Annotated in this window: 11 protein-coding genes, 1 tRNA gene and 1 pseudogene; 9 read left to right on the top strand and 4 right to left on the bottom strand. The window is 70.1% G+C overall.

What is annotated here, in order from left to right:
• The first annotated feature begins 47 nt into the window (after positions 1-47).
• Positions 48-218, top strand: a complete 171-nt coding sequence (locus tag ACIBTX_RS09455) for a hypothetical protein (protein WP_396832312.1) — start codon at positions 48-50, stop codon at positions 216-218.
• A gap of 201 nt (positions 219-419) precedes the next feature.
• On the opposite strand, the gene ACIBTX_RS09450 is transcribed toward ACIBTX_RS09455, so the two are convergent.
• Positions 420-647 carry a hypothetical protein gene (locus ACIBTX_RS09450; protein WP_396832311.1) on the bottom strand — a complete coding sequence of 76 codons (228 nt, stop codon included), beginning with the start codon at positions 645-647 and terminating at the stop codon, positions 420-422.
• A gap of 303 nt (positions 648-950) precedes the next feature.
• On the opposite strand from ACIBTX_RS09450, the gene ACIBTX_RS09445 reads away from it, so the two are divergent.
• From ACIBTX_RS09445 to ACIBTX_RS09430, 4 genes are all read left to right on the top strand, one after another.
• Positions 951-1,649, top strand: coding sequence for a hypothetical protein (locus tag ACIBTX_RS09445; RefSeq protein WP_396832310.1), 699 nt, complete (start codon positions 951-953; stop codon positions 1,647-1,649).
• Positions 1,650-1,872: 223 nt separating this feature from the next.
• Entirely contained in the window at positions 1,873-3,000 is a 1,128-nt protein-coding gene (locus tag ACIBTX_RS09440; RefSeq protein WP_396832309.1) for a hypothetical protein, read from the top strand.
• Positions 3,001-3,069: 69 nt separating this feature from the next.
• A complete protein-coding gene (locus ACIBTX_RS09435; RefSeq protein WP_396832308.1) occupies positions 3,070-4,023 on the top strand; it encodes a hypothetical protein in 954 nt (317 codons plus the stop codon).
• Between the two features lie 772 nt (positions 4,024-4,795).
• A complete protein-coding gene (locus ACIBTX_RS09430) occupies positions 4,796-5,803 on the top strand; it encodes a hypothetical protein (RefSeq protein ID WP_396832307.1) in 1,008 nt (335 codons plus the stop codon).
• A 9-nt stretch (positions 5,804-5,812) separates the two neighbouring features.
• Here the strand turns inward: ACIBTX_RS09430 and ACIBTX_RS09425 are convergent, their stop codons facing one another.
• The 3 genes from ACIBTX_RS09425 to ACIBTX_RS09415 all read right to left on the bottom strand — a co-directional run bounded on the left by ACIBTX_RS09425 (position 5,813) and on the right by ACIBTX_RS09415 (position 7,534).
• Positions 5,813-6,835 (bottom strand): tyrosine-type recombinase/integrase, encoded by a 1,023-nt coding sequence (locus tag ACIBTX_RS09425; protein WP_396832306.1) that lies wholly within the window; start codon positions 6,833-6,835, stop codon positions 5,813-5,815.
• The gene (locus ACIBTX_RS09420) at positions 6,832-7,308 is read right to left on the bottom strand and encodes a hypothetical protein (protein ID WP_396832305.1); all 477 of its coding nucleotides are present in this window, start codon (positions 7,306-7,308) and stop codon (positions 6,832-6,834) included. Before ACIBTX_RS09420 ends, ACIBTX_RS09425 begins: the two co-directional genes overlap by 4 nt.
• A gap of 139 nt (positions 7,309-7,447) precedes the next feature.
• Positions 7,448-7,534 (bottom strand) — tRNA-Leu (locus ACIBTX_RS09415).
• A 208-nt stretch (positions 7,535-7,742) separates the two neighbouring features.
• Here ACIBTX_RS09415 and ACIBTX_RS09410 point away from each other — a divergent pair.
• The 4 genes and pseudogenes from ACIBTX_RS09410 to ACIBTX_RS09395 all read left to right on the top strand — a co-directional run.
• Positions 7,743-7,916 (top strand): annotated as a pseudogene (locus ACIBTX_RS09410) (tetratricopeptide repeat protein); the annotation flags it as partial.
• 1,950 nt (positions 7,917-9,866) lie between these two features.
• Entirely contained in the window at positions 9,867-10,514 is a 648-nt protein-coding gene (locus ACIBTX_RS09405; protein WP_396832395.1) for a fibronectin type III domain-containing protein, read from the top strand.
• A 201-nt stretch (positions 10,515-10,715) separates the two neighbouring features.
• Positions 10,716-13,334 (top strand): fibronectin type III domain-containing protein, encoded by a 2,619-nt coding sequence (locus ACIBTX_RS09400; protein WP_363660453.1) that lies wholly within the window; start codon positions 10,716-10,718, stop codon positions 13,332-13,334.
• Positions 13,335-13,361: 27 nt separating this feature from the next.
• Entirely contained in the window at positions 13,362-14,357 is a 996-nt protein-coding gene (locus tag ACIBTX_RS09395; protein WP_357128317.1) for a MoxR family ATPase, read from the top strand.
• Positions 14,358-14,365 lie beyond the last annotated feature (8 nt).

Genomic DNA, 14,365 nt, shown 5'->3' with positions numbered 1-14,365 from the left:
CCAGGTGAGCGTGGTGTGGCGTAGCCAGTGTGTGGGCGGCCCTGTGCATGGCGACCCCACGGCAGGCGCTCGGCGAGGCGTTTCCACAAGTGGTCCGTGGTCGTAGCGGCGGCTCGTGGCTGGTTGGCCGGCACGGTGCGCAGGAGCGCGTCGGTGAGCAGGACCGCGCCGGGGGCGCGGGCATGCTCGTGCAGGTGCTCGGCGAGATCGAGGGGTGATGGGCTGCCACCGGGCGGTGGCGCCTTTCCCTGCCAGGCGGACGAGTCTATTGGTGGTGTCCAGGTCGACCAGCCGCAGGGCCAGGGCACCGCCGCGGCGGCAGGCGGTTTCGGTGCGCAGGCGCAGGAGCAGTGCGTCGAGGATGACGTCGTTGCCGCTGGTAAGAGCCTCGGCGTTGATTGCTTCCAGCTCGTGTGCGGTCAGGGCGCGGCGGGTACTGGGCAGGCGGCGGGTTTCGCGACCCGGTGGGCAGGGCTCGCGGAGGCGTCGATCAGACGATCGGCGATCGCCCGGGAATAGAAGGCGCGGGCGGCGGCCACGACATGCTCGCCGGCGTGCCGGCCGTTGCGGCTGTTACAGCGCGACACCGCGCTGGCAATCATCACCTGCTTCAAGGCCTCGATGTCACTGGCGGCGATGCTGTCCAACGGCTGGTCCGGCCACGCGGCGGCCGTCCGATCCCAGTAGGTGCCGTAGGTGCGGCGGGCTCCAGGCCCCGAGCTGTTCGCCTGCAGGGCTTTCCTTTGCTTCCTCGGCCCGCGCTACCTGTACTGGCCGGCACCCGACCAGCAAAGGATCGGGCATCTCATCCACGCGCTCGATCCCGACAAACGGCCGTAGCGCGACCGCATCAGCGTCGACAGCCCCCACCCGGGTGCTGCTGTTTGGCAGGATGCCTCCGTTACCGGTACGTCGGTCCGATACACCTTCTGACGTGAGGGGATGCTGTCATGCCTGAAGAGCTAGACGGACCCAACGTCATCACGGCCGGGACGTCGCAGCTTCTCCTCGCCGTGGTCAGTGGAGGCGAGGCCGTTCACCTCGTACGCCGCAACAACCCGCCTGAAGCAGGCCGCGGCGCTCTGTCCGACGCCCACTTCTACCAGGCGGACAACGACCGGGAACTGATCAAGCGACGATACGACCTCGCCGCGCTTGAGGAACCGGTCTGGGCGCAGACGACGATGTGCGGTCGGGCTTGGTTGGTGATGGCCGGCGGTGATGGCGGACCCGTCAGCCGGTACCGGGAGCCGGCGTTCGCGCCAACGTGTCGACGGTGTCTGGCGTTGATGGACCGTCTGTTCCCGGCTCCTGCGGTCGATGAACGGCTGCCGGTCGTGGCGCAACTGGTCGTCGACCTAGTGCTGCAGCATGGATACGCAGAGGTGCGAAGGGTGCCCGGCGACCAACTTTCCGCACTGCGCAAAGCCATTCGATTACTGATCAAGCAGCAGATAGGCCAGCCGTGTCGGACCTTCGTACACGACGACGTGCTGATGGTGGTATGCGAGTCACTCGGCGACCGCGAGGCTGAACAGCAGGCTGCCGTCGAAGCAGTCGAAGCAGTGCTGCTGGGGCGAGACCAACTGCCCGCAGTCCGGCCAGTACCGGAATGGGTTGTCTCGTGGAGCGCCTGGAAGCGAGGGTGACGTACTCGTAGCGCACCTCCCCTCCCCCTTGTGCCTATGCCCGACTCGCCCGTGCTCCTCATCGTGAGCATCGAGACGCGAAGGATGGTGACCGATATCGACGTTCAGGTCCTCAGCTCTTATGAGTCAGGCGAGCCGCCGTCTAGATGGGTAGCGTCCCGGCAGGCGACGCGCCGTTAATTTGGCTTGGTCGGCAGAGCAATTGGCCACTAGCGTCGCGGCCATGATGGGCAGGGTGTTCGATGAGCCGCGTACGACTCAAGAGCGTGGAATCAGCCCGGCGGAACCGACGGTGAATTGGTTCTTGGAGTGCACCCGGCCGCAGGCCGCACAGGGGCGGCGCGTCATCAACGAGATGTACTCGCGGTTCCCGGACCGGGATGGGCGGCTGCACGCCGAACTACGGGCGCCGGACGACACGCGGCTGTACAGCGCGCTCGACGAGCTGCTCGTGCACGACCTGCTGGCTCGCCGGTACCAGGTGAGCTACGAGGAGGGGACAGGTACCCGTCCCGACTTTCGCCTCTATACGTCCGACGGCTCATACGTGGGGGCGGTGGAGGTCTTGACACTGACGCTGCGCGAAGACTGGACTGCGGAACAGCGCCGCCACGCCGTGCTGGTCGATGACCTGAACGCCCGTCTGACGCTGACCACTCACTCGATCATGGTGGAGATCCGCCGGTGGGACCGTGACCCGCGGATGCGCCCGCTCGTCGCCTGGATCGAGAGAACGATCGCCCAGCTGCGTGACGATCCGGCCGCGTTGCCTATCGAGCATGGTGTGCCCGGGACGGTGTACCGCAGCGCAGCCGTCGACATCGACGTCCGTTTCCTTGCGCTGCCCGCCGGCTATCGCATCTGCGCCGACGACGACATCGTGGTCAATGGCGCGGCAATGGGCGGTGCTGTCGATTCCGCAGCCAGGCTACGGGAGCGGCTCGATGACAAGGCCGTGAAGTACGAGCTGTGCTCCAAGCCGTTCGCGATCGTGGCTGGCATCCGTGACAGCATGTGCGACATCCGGGAGGTTCACAAGGCCTTGACCGGCACGTCAGCAATCCAGATCTCGAGCGGGGCCATGATCCGCAAGGGCGATGGGTTCTTCGGCACCGGCCGTGACCGCACCGCCGGCAAGCACCGGCGGGTCTCGGCTGTCTTCTCGGTGCACGAGTGGTTCCCCGGTGGCCCCTACCGGCCGCGAATAACCCGGTTCGACAACCCCCTAGCGTCGTACGCCTTCCCCGCAGACGCGATGCCCTGCGGCGGCCACTGGAGCGTCACCGAACAGACCCAGCAACACATACGCGCCGACTGGCTGACGCCGGCACAGGCCATGCTGCCCGCCTGAGTCCTCTACCGCCTATAGCGGTTTGGCCATGGCGAGCCTGTCGCGACAACGCGTCGATCTGCTTAGGGTGTGGCGCTGTCGACACCCAGCCCGCATCCGACGGAGGCATTCGCGATGACCACCCCTGATCCCACCCACATGGTCAAATACTGCCGCGACGTGCTGCCCAGCATGCTGACTGAAGCATGCGACGTGAACGAGGACCTGGCCCACCGTATCGGCGACGACGTGTTGCAGCGGGCCGAGGCGCTGGCGGCCCTGCCGCAACGTGAGCAGGACGTGCTGATCGCACCGTTCGTCGAGGAGGTGTTCGACCACAAGCCGCTGGCGGCACCGCTGGACCTGAAGGCCAAGGTCACCCTCGTGGTGCGAAACAGCCTGCTTGAGCAGGCACACCACGACGGTCCGCTCGACAGCGGGATCATCCCGGCGACACAGTACGCGGCCGGCCCGCTATCGCATCTGCTGGCCGCGCGCCGCCGCCAGCCCATCGCCGATCAAAAGCCGAACCCTTTCGCCGAGCTGGCCGGGCGCTATCCGCGTGCGTGGGCGTGTCTGGACGCGCTGACCGACACCTTCGCCGACGGCGGCCGTGGTCCACTGCGCCTGCCCTCGGCACCCACGCCCAGCCTGCCTTCTGGCGACGAGGTAGTCACGGCACCACCGTCCGGCGACGACACGGTGACCCTGTTCAGCGCGATCGACCCGCGCTTCGACCAAGGTCTGGTGGACCTGCTCAGGAAGGCCACCGAAGGCGATCTCGTACTGTGCACATCGGCGCTGAGCCGGTACTCGCGCAACAGCGAGAAACTGCACCGCATCCTCGAATTCCTCCTCGCGCACAGGGCCACAATCCTGACCACCAACTATCTGATCCGCCACACCGACGTCTGGGTCCGCCGCGGCGCGCTCGTCAAACCAGACAGCAGCAAGCCCTTCGCCGGCGCGCTCGACACCCAGGGACTGGCCGGCACTCACCGGAAGATAGCCGAGAGCGTCGCCGCGCAGCGCGGTCTACGCTGACTCCATCAGGCGGTCGCGCGTTGGCTTCAACGCGTCATTGATCAACTTCGGATGCCGACGTTTCCGGAGTTAATCGAAAGGGGTGCAGCTGGCCGCTAATGCCTGCAAGAGCGGTGGCAACGAGCCAGCCCCGGCCCATCGTCGTCTTGCGTCACTGACCTCGGCTTCGGCGGTGACGGTCGCCTTGGCGGCGACGGGATCCAGGATGTCACTCAGCCACGGTAGGCAGCTCACGACCGACCGATGCTGCGACCAGCAGCCGATGAGTCGGCCACCGCGTCGCCAAGTGCCACACCGACTGCTGCTCACGAATGGCCTTGGGCCCCTTGGACCACGGGCAAGCCGCACCAGGAAGATGCACGTCGCCAACGTGGCAGATCAAGGACACTCCTTATCGTCGGAGCTTCGCAAGTTTGCGTCCATCGCCCATGATGGACGTCGTGTCCAAACGACAGATGATCGCCTGCGCGCTCCTTCTGATGATCGTTGTCTCGCTAGTAATGATCTTTAGTGGGACCCTCGACGGCGCGGCGGCCTGGGCAAACATCATCGCGTTACCGGTAGCGATCGTCGGCATAATCTTGACGATTCGAAGCGCCAGCGGCTCGGCATCCTCGTCTAGCGCTCAGCATCGGGACAGCTTGAGCGGCCCGGCGAAGTCGGGCAGAGCTAGCCCCGTGGTCAACCAGGTCGGGTTCAGTAGCGGGCGTCAGGCCAACGTCGCGGGCGACTACTTCGAGCGAGGCCATGATGACCGCGAGGGCAGGTAAGCATGGTAGATCGGCAAACTGGCGTTGGTGGCGAACGTCAGGCCAACGTCAAGGGATCCTACTACGAAGGGAACGTCGATAAGAGCACCCACACGCATCACCATCGTCACTACGGAACCAGAGCGAATGTCGACCTCAGAGAAGATGAGGCAACAGAGTCTGGCTCCGGAAGTGGCGCGGCAGCAGCCGCGGGTGGTGGCGGACTGGGCGTCGTCGTCGTTCTTGCTGTCTTGGGCTACTTCATCTTCGGCGGAAATGAGCCGTTCCCTGCGACGTCAGATCCCTGGCCGGCTGAGGTGAAGCAGGAGGCCGTGGTCGCGGCTGCAGGGAGCTGGCTCGACAAATGCGCGAAGTCACCGTCTGCGACCCCCGCCAATTGCCCGCAATCCATCGTCGAGACCTCGGACGTCTCCAAGGTCCGATGGGCCTTCTACGGCAACCCTCTGGAAGCTGCGGTCATTCACTACACCGAAGCGGAAAGCCGCTTCGACATGCTCGGGACCGTCATGGTGACGGCGGACTACACCGCTTCAAAGGAGCTACGCCGCGTCGTGACGCCAGCGAAGTACTGGGCCAAGGTGAACTGGGTCGATGGGAGACTTGACGTCCAGGAAATCAAGGAACACTCGGCCATAGGCGACCCCGATGTAGTGAAGCAGGATCCCAAGGTGCCTTGGGAGCTGGTCGCCGCAAAACTGAGCGACGCCTTCACACGATGCGTGCGAGACGCCAAGTCGGCTATGCCGGCTGGATGCCCCGAATGGAGTCCGCCGTCGGGCGCCGAGAAGATCAAATGGTCTTCCACGGGTGATCCACTTCTGACCGCGCGTGCCACCTTCGATCCGAAGTTTGCGATCTACCGCGTCAAGGGCACGTACGAGCTGGCCGTCCGCTACACCTGGCTCGGAACCACGAAGACCGACACCCGGAATCCCACCTACGAGGCTTGGATCGCTCCAACAGCGGCAGGGCCTGTCGTGCTCCAGATCAAGGACGCGACCACCGTCTAGGTCTGATCATCATCTTAGGGCGCTCTCACCTACGGCCAGTGGGTGTGGCTGACCGGTGAAGGCTGCCAGGGCGGTAGCGACAGCGTGCAGGTCGGCCTTGATATAGGTGGTGGTGGCGGGTCCTCGGCGGTCCGTGTGTCCGGCGTAGGCGCGGGCCACACCGTAGCCGAAGTGCCGCTCGACCCAGGTCAGGGTGGTGTGGCGCAGCCAGTGCGTGGTGATTCCCTGGGCGGCGACCCACGGTAGCCGCCGGCCGATGCGGGCCCACAGTAGGTCGTAGCGCCGGTAGGTGGCGGGTTGGCCGTTGCGGTAGCGAAGCAGCGCGTCGGTGGGCGTGACGGCGCCGCGGGCTTGGGCGTGCTCGCTGAGACGAGCGGCGAGCATCGGCGTGATGGGCTGCCACCGCTGCGTGCCACCCTTCTCCGACAGGCGGATCAGCGCGTGGTCGGTGTCCAGGTCGATCAGGCGCAGCGCCAGGGCGCCGCCGCGCCGGCAGGCAGTTTCGGTGTGCAGGCGCAGCAGTAGGGCGTCGAGCACGATGTCGTTACCGCCGCTGCGGGCGGCGGCGTTGATGTCGGCCAATTCGTCGGGGGTGAGGGCGCGGCGTGTGTTGGGCAGCCGACGAGGTTTGCGAACCCGGTGGGCAGGGCTGTCCACGACGGTGAGGTAGCCGTCGGCAATGGCGCGGTTGTAGAACGCGCGGGCGGCGGCGATGAGGTGCTCGCCGGCGTGCCGGCCGTTTCGGGAGTTGCGGCGAGGGCGGGCGCCGGCGGCGGCCTGGCGCATGAGGGCTTCGAGGTCGCTGGCCCGCACCGCGTCGATACGCCACTCGCCGTAGGCGGCGGCCATTCGTCGCCAGGAGCTGCCGTAGGTGCGTCGGGTTCCCGGGCTCGCCGCGGCGACGACAGCAGGAAGGTACTCGGCGAATGTCGGCACGGCCGGTTGATCGGTGCCCCTGAGGTCGGCGGCGGTAAGGCCGAGATGCGCGAGAAGTGCTCGGGCGGTGGCGACACGATCGGGATCCGTGGTCATGAGGGCTCTGCGAGGATGCGGGCGTGCAGGTCGGCCAGGACCGCGGTGATGGTGTTTGAGGGGTGCACGACGATGCGCTTCTGGCGGGGCAGGGCGGCCAGGAGGACGGGTTCGCCGGTGGCGATGCCGCACAGGTGTCGGGCGGCCGCCGGTAGGGGCAGCTCTTCGCGAGTGCCCACGACGTGCGCGCCATCGGCGGCCGGGGTGATCAGGATTGCGTCGGTCACGACGTCGATGTGCAGCGTGAGCCCCGGTGTCCAGCCCAACGCCCGCAGCAGCGCACGAGCGGTGACGCGGCCGGCGGCGTCGGGTCGGCCAACGTCGAACAGCACGCCATCACTCGTGCGGGCGGCGGGCGCGGGCAGTGTCGGCAGCGGCGCCGGCTCCGGCGAGGAGACCGGCAGTGGGGTGGGTACGAGCGCCTCGACGAGCTGCTCGTCGGGCCAGCGAGGGCGCGAGCGGCCGAGATTCACCTGGGCCCCCGCCAGCGCGAGGGCAAGGGTGTCAGCGCAGGTGACACCGGCTCCGTGGGGTCGGTGCGCACATATGAGTCGTCGTGGCTCGCGTCTCCATGCGAGAGGAAGTTGATCTCACGTGGATATCCACGAACTTTGGTGTCCGAGGGGGGACTTGAACCCCCACGCCCTATACGGGCACTAGCACCTCAAGCTAGCGCGTCTGCCATTCCGCCACCCGGACTTGCTCGTTCAGCCTACCTTGCCGACCCAGATGATCTTGCATCCGAAGGCCGGCCCAGCGGGCCGCACGGGGAGTTACTGTACACGGCGCCCATGGATCATGCACATCACCCTCCCGCCACCGCTCACACCGCCACTGAGGGTCACCAGAGTCGGCTCGAGCGCAGGGCCGGGTAGCGTCGACGGCCCGGTGACGGCAGCATTGCCCTGTGTCCCATCCCTCTCCCCTGGCCGCCGTACAGCAACGGGCCCTCGCGCTACGCGCGGCGGGCGACCACGACGCCGCCCGGACGTTGCTCGCGGACGCCGTCGACTCCGCCCGTCCGCCGTACGGCGAGGACCATCCCGAGACGTTGCACACCGCTCACCTGTTGGCCCGCCTGCACCGCGAGGCGGACGACCCGCTCGCCGCCCGCCGGGTGCTCGAGGAGGCCTTCGCGGCGGGCGAGCGGCGCTGGGACCATTCCGAACCGACGATGCTCGCGCTCGCCTTCGAGCTGGCCGAGGTCGCCGAGGAGTTGGGTAACAGGCACGAGGCCCGCCGTAACTACACCAGGGTCGCCAGCGCCGGGCCCGCGGCGCTCGGGGAGAACCACCCAGTCGTACGCGCCGCCCGTGACTACCTCGGCGAGGGCAGCGCTGCCGTGGAGCAGACGTACGTCGGACCGCCGGCCTCCGCCACCGGCACCTCGATTGATTCCGGGGCCCGCTCGGCGCTCTCCGGCCCGACGCTGTCTCTGGCGACCCTGGCCGCGATGCGCCCGACAACGGACGGTCCGCCAGCGCCCGCGTCGCCCTGGGCGCCGCAGCCCTCCCCGACCCCTGCCGGTCCGACGCGGCCCGCGTCGGCCGTCCCCCCGGTGCCGGCCGCACCGCCGATGCCGCCCCGCCAGCGGGTCGAGCAGCAGGCGGCCACACCCCGGCCAGTGGCCGGCCCACCACCTGGGGTAGCCGCCCAGCCCACCCCACACCTGCGGCAGCAGCCTCCATCCGCGCCGCCGCGCCAGCGCACCAACGACGGGCCGATCCGCCCGGCCTCCGGCGGGCCGCAGACACCGCCCATGACCGGACCGCCCGCCACCGCGCCGACCTCCGCCGGTCCGCACACCGGCCCCCCGCCAGCGCCGCGGTGGGATGAACCCACGATTCAGGTACGGCAGATCGAGCCCCTGCTGGCCGAGGAGGCGGCTCGGCTCGCGGCGGCAGGGCCGAGCGGCCCGGCCGTCACGGCAGCAGGTACGGCACCGCCTGGTGCGATCCCGACGACCAACGGTCCGGCGGGCACGCCCACGCACCACGCATCCGGTGCGACGCCCGCCGCACCATCGCTGCCGGTCTCCGGGCCACCCCTGCCCTCGGCGCCGGCCTCCGGACCAGCCGTACCGCCCGGCCGCCCGGTGTCCGCTCCGCCCGGGTACGACCAACCCGTCTCCGGGCCGCCCGCCCAACCCCAACCGCTGGTCGGGCCGCCCACCAATCCGGTGTCCGGACCACCCGGCCACGCCTACCCCGTCTCCGGTCCGCCGGCCCAGGCATTCCCGACGTCCGCACCGCCCTACCCCGTGTCCGGTCCCCCGGCCTCGGCATTCCCGACGTCCGCACCACCGCACCCCGTGTCCGGCCCCCCGGCCCAGAGGTCCGCATCGGCCTACCCCGTGTCCGGCCCCCCGGCCCAGGCATTCCCGACGTCCGCACCGCCCTACCCCGTGTCCGGTCCCCCGGCCTCGGCATTCCCGACGTCCGCGCCGCCGCACCCCGCCTCTGGCCCACCGGCCTCAGCGTTCCCGGTATCCGGGCCGCCCGCCTTTCCCGTATCGGCACCACCTGGGCAGAGCCAGCCGGTGTCGGCGCCTCCGGTGAGCGCACCGCCGTGGGGACTGACCGCGCCGCCGTGGAGCAGCAGCGCGCCTCCGCAACCGCTGCCCGCGTCGAATGCTGACTCCCCTGGGTCGACGGACGTCCGGCCCACCCCGGCCGTTGGGGGCACACCGGGCTCACCGGGCACCGGGGACGGCCAGGCGGGCGTGCCCCAGCGGCCTGGACCGGGCGACAGAGGCACGGAAGCGCTGTCGGCCGGACCCGGTGAAGCGTCAGGTTTCGCATCCGCGTCGACGGAGGTGTTCCCGGCCGTCGGGCCGTCGACCCCCCAGCCGGGCAGGCGCGACGCCGGAGATCTGGCTACCCCGCCCGACCGGGCACCGAACCTCGAACCGGCCCCGACGACGCCTGTCGCCCCGATCCTGAACGAGCACAGCGGACCGGGACCCGTCCCGGGTGGACATGGCGGCCCGGCGCACCTCACCGGCGGACATGGCGCCTCGGCGTCGACTCCGGTGGACGATCTGGTGCCGGGCCTGGCCGCGCCCTACGGCCCGCCGGTCACGCCCGCCTACCCGGCCGCCGAGCAGTACCGGGCCGCCGAGCAGTACCCGGCCGGCCAGCGGTACCCGGCGCAGCAGGCCCCGGCCGGCCACGAGGTGTACCCGGGGCAGTACTACCCGCAGGAGGCGTACGCGCCGTCGTACACCGATGGGACTGGCTCGACGGGCCGCAACCGGGCGACGGTGATCGGCGCGGCGGTGGCCGCCGGGGTGGCCCTGGTGGCGGTCGCGGGCCTGGGCGCGGTGGTGTTGAGCCGTGACGACGCGCCGCCGCCGTCCGGGACACCGGTGACGGTGGCACCGGCGACGACCGGTCCCCCTCCCGGCGACCTGAAGCTGAGCGACGATGCGGTGACGATCACGCTGAGCTGGACGGATCCGTCCGGGGGCACGGTGCCGTTCATGGTCGCGGGTGGGCGGGCCGGGTCGGCGCTCGGCGTGATGGCGACAGTGGAGCCGGGGCGGACCCGCCACACGGTCAACGGGCTCAGCTCCCGGGTGGACTACTGCTTCACGGTGCTGGCCGTCTACTCGACCGACAGCTTCGCCACCTCGGGTCAGGTGTGCACGGATCGTGAGCGGTCCACACCCCCGAGCTGAGCACCGCGCCGTGGAGCTGGTCATCGTCGGATTGACGATTGTGGAGCTGAGCTGGGCGTCCGCCGCCCACGCTCGGTATCCACAGGGGTGACGGTGCGGGTTCCCCCGTTCCCGGCCGGGCCATATGATGGCACCCGGCTCAGGGGAGGGGTCGCCGCGAGGCGTACGCCACCTGCCACGACTCAGGGAAGGCAGCCGGCTGTGGCCAGCATCGACGACGCCGAGCGGACCGACGCCCCCCGTTCCCGGTCCCGACTGCGAGGCGGGCTCGTGACGGTGGGCACGGTCACCGCGCTGCTGGCGGCCATGGGGCTGACCGTCCTGGGGTTGGGCGCGGCGGACAACGCGGTGGCCAACTACGACGCGAGTTCCTGGCTGTGGAGCGGGGTGCGCAGCGAGCTGGCCCGGGTCAACGGGGTGACGGCCCGGGTGGACACCCGCACCGAGATTCCGGGTGCCCGTCGGCACCCGATGCAGGTCGCTCAGACCGACCGGCTGCTGATCCTGCGGGACCTGCAGACGGGGCAGATCAGTTCACTGGACCTGGCCACGTTGCAGCTCACGGCGACCACGCCGACCACGCCCGGCCTGGGTGTGAGCGTCGCCCTGCACGAGGACGCGGCGTTCGTCGTCGACGCGGTGCAGGGCATCGTGCGGCAGCTCGACCCCCGCTCGTTGAGCCCGGTGGGTGAACCGGTGCGCTATCCGCCGGGCATCACCGGCGGCGCGTTCGACGGTACGGGCCGGCTCTGGATCGCGGTGCCCAGCGAGGGCACGGTCTCGGCGGTCACCGCCGCGAAGCTGCCGTCCGCGCCGGCCTCGGCCGCGCCGGCCGGCGGAGGGCTCAGCCCGGAGCGGGTCGAGACGTACGACGTCGCCGACCCCAGCCACGATCTGGTGGTCTCCACGCTGGACGACGGAGTGGCGGTGCTGGACCGGACGGCCGGCCGGCTGCTGCGAGTGCAGCGCGGCGAGGTGCGCCCGACGCCGTTGACGCTGCCCGGCCCCGCGGCGTTGCCGGCCCGCACGTCGGGGCCGCGGGTGCCGGTGACGGTGCCGGCCGAGCGGCGGGTGCTGGTGGTGGGGGACGTCGGTGAGGAGCGCACGTTCACGGTGCCGGGTAGCGGCGACCGGCTGAGCCCGGCGGTGGCGTGGGCCGATCGGTTCTACTGTGCCGACGAGGCCACCGGCACCATCTACTCCTTCGACGCGGGCGGCCAGTTGGTCGACACCATCAAGGGCAAGGCGACCGGACCGTTGGAGATGGAGGTCCGGGAGAACCACCTGTTCATCAACTCGCCCGACTCGGCGACGGCTCGGGTGGTGGACGACAAGCACCAGGTGCGCGAGGTCGACAAGTACGCCAATGACGTGTTGGGCGGTGACCCGCCGCCGGCGCCCCCGCCGCCGAAGAAGCCCCGGGTGAGCAAGCCGAGCGCGCCGCGCAGCGTCACGGCCGCCGCCGGCAACGCCCAGGCCCGGGTGAGTTGGCGGCCGGCCGCCGCGAACGGCGCGGAGATCATCAAGTACGTCGTGCAGGGCGCCGGTCAGCGCCTGGAGGTGGGCGCCAACCAGCGCGCGGTCGAGGTGAAGGGGTTGACCAACGGCGAGACGTACCGGTTCGCGGTGCACGCCGTGAACGCCAAGGGTGACGGCCCGCCGCGCAGCAGCAACCCGGTCACTCCGACCGCCGCGGTGCCCGATCCGCCGGCCAGCATCACGGCGCAGGAGCGGCCGGACGGCACGGTGGTGGTCAAGTGGCCGGCCGCGAACGCCCAGGGCAACAAGATCGCCAAGTACGCGGTGACGGCCACGTCGGCGGGGACGAACGCGCCGGCCGGCGAGTCGACCAAGACCGAGCTGGTGGTGCCGGCGGGTGAGCTGGAGTACGGGACGCAGTACGCGTTCACCGTCGTGGCGGTCAACGACAAGGGCGCCGGCTCGGCGGCCTCGCCGGTCAGCAACACGGTGGTGCCGTTCGCGGCGCCGGGTCGTCCGCTCGACCTGCAGGCCGGCACGGTCGCCGACCAGCCGGGCGCGGTCACGGTGCAGTGGTCGCCGGCCGAGGCGAACGGTCGACCGGTGACGAAGTACCAGGTGGACGTCGGTGGCAAGACCACCGAGGTGACCGAGACCCGCACCACCGTCACCGGTCTGGGCAACGGCCAGAACGTCACGGTGAAGGTGAAGGCGGTCAACGAGGCCGGGCCGGGCCCGGAGGCCACCGCCACGGCCCGCACGGTCGCGGCGCCCCGGGTGACGGTGACCGGCTCGTCGGCGACGGCGACGGGAGCGACCGTCACGTTCACCGTGGACGCGGGCGGCGGCAGGGCCACCTGCTCGCTGAGCACGTCGGGTGAGCCGGCGAAGGCCGGGGCGTGTTCCAGCATCACGATGTCGGGTCTGACGCCGGGCACGGCGTACACGTTCACGGTGACGGCGACCAACGCCGCCGGCAGTAGCACCGCCAAGCGGGCGCAGACCACCCAGGCGCTGTACGGGATCGCGACGTGCCGCAACGGCGCGTCCGGCCCGGAGGCGAGCTACTGCACGCGGGAGATCCCCGGCGAACGCAACGGCAACGAGATCTTCGAGGTGCCGCGGCAGGACAACGACCGGCAGGCCGGCTGGGTGCCCAACGGGCAACGCTTGCAGGCGTACTGCAAGAAGTCGGGTGAAGAGGTCTACGCGTACATCTACAACAACGACAAGCGCAGCACCTGGTGGGTGCAGGTGGACTACAAGGGGAAAAACTACATCCCCTGGGCCTGGCTCAACCTGGAAGGCGGCGACAACATCAACGTCCTGCCCACCTGCTGAACCACCAGGCGAGGAGCACCACCGACCGTGAACACCCACGAGCCGCTAACCCAACCGGAGGTCCAGGGCTTCGCCGCCCTGGCCGCCCGGCTGGCCGAGAACGTCAACGCGGTGGTGCTCGGCAAGCCGCAGGTGGTCCGGCTGGCGCTGACGGCGCTGTTCGCCCAGGGGCACGTGCTGCTGGAGGACGTGCCGGGGGTCGGTAAGACGACGCTGGCACGTGCCATCGCCGCGACGGTGCAGGGTCAGTGGCGGCGCATCCAGTTCACCCCGGACCTGCTCCCGTCGGACGTGTCCGGCGTGACGATCTTCAACCAGGCGAGCAGGGAGTTCGAGTTCCACCCGGGGCCGGTGTTCGCCAACATCGTGATCGCCGACGAGATCAACCGGGCGTCGCCGAAGACGCAGTCGGCGCTGCTGGAGGTGATGGAGGAGCACACCGTCACCGTGGACGGGGTCCGACACCCGGTGCCGGCGCCGTTCCTGGTGGTCGCCACCCAGAACCCGGTGGAGATGGACGGCACGTACCGGCTGCCCGAGGCGCAGCTCGACCGTTTCCTGGTGAAGCTGTCCGTCGGCTACCCGGACGAGGCGGTCGAGGTGGAGGTGCTGCGCGGCGCGACGGTCCGCTCCCCCGAGGCGCTCGCCCCGATCACCGATACGGCGACCGTCGGGGAGATGGTCCGGATGGCGCGTCGGGTGCACATCGCCGAGCCGCTGTACGCGTACGCGGTCCGGCTGGCCGCCGCGACCCGCACCCATCCGCAGGTACGGGTCGGGGTGAGCCCTCGGGGTGTGATCGCGTTGACGCGGGCGGCGTGCTCGTACGCGCTGATCGACGGGCGGGGCTGGATCATGCCGGAGGACCTCAAGGCGCTCGCCGAACCGGTGTTCGCGCACCGGCTGCTGCTGACGCCGGACGCGCAGGTGCGCGGGATGACCGCCGGGGAGGTGCTGCGCCAGGCCATCGCCTCGGTGCCGGTGCCGCTGCCGTCGGGGCAGCCGGCCCCGGTGCAGGGCTGACCGGCAGC

This window comes from Micromonospora sp. NPDC049359 (assembly GCF_044466585.1).
Lineage (GTDB): Bacteria > Actinomycetota > Actinomycetes > Mycobacteriales > Micromonosporaceae > Micromonospora.
The sequence above is the reverse complement of the archived record's forward strand: the minus strand, read 5'-3'. Positions and strand labels throughout refer to the sequence as shown.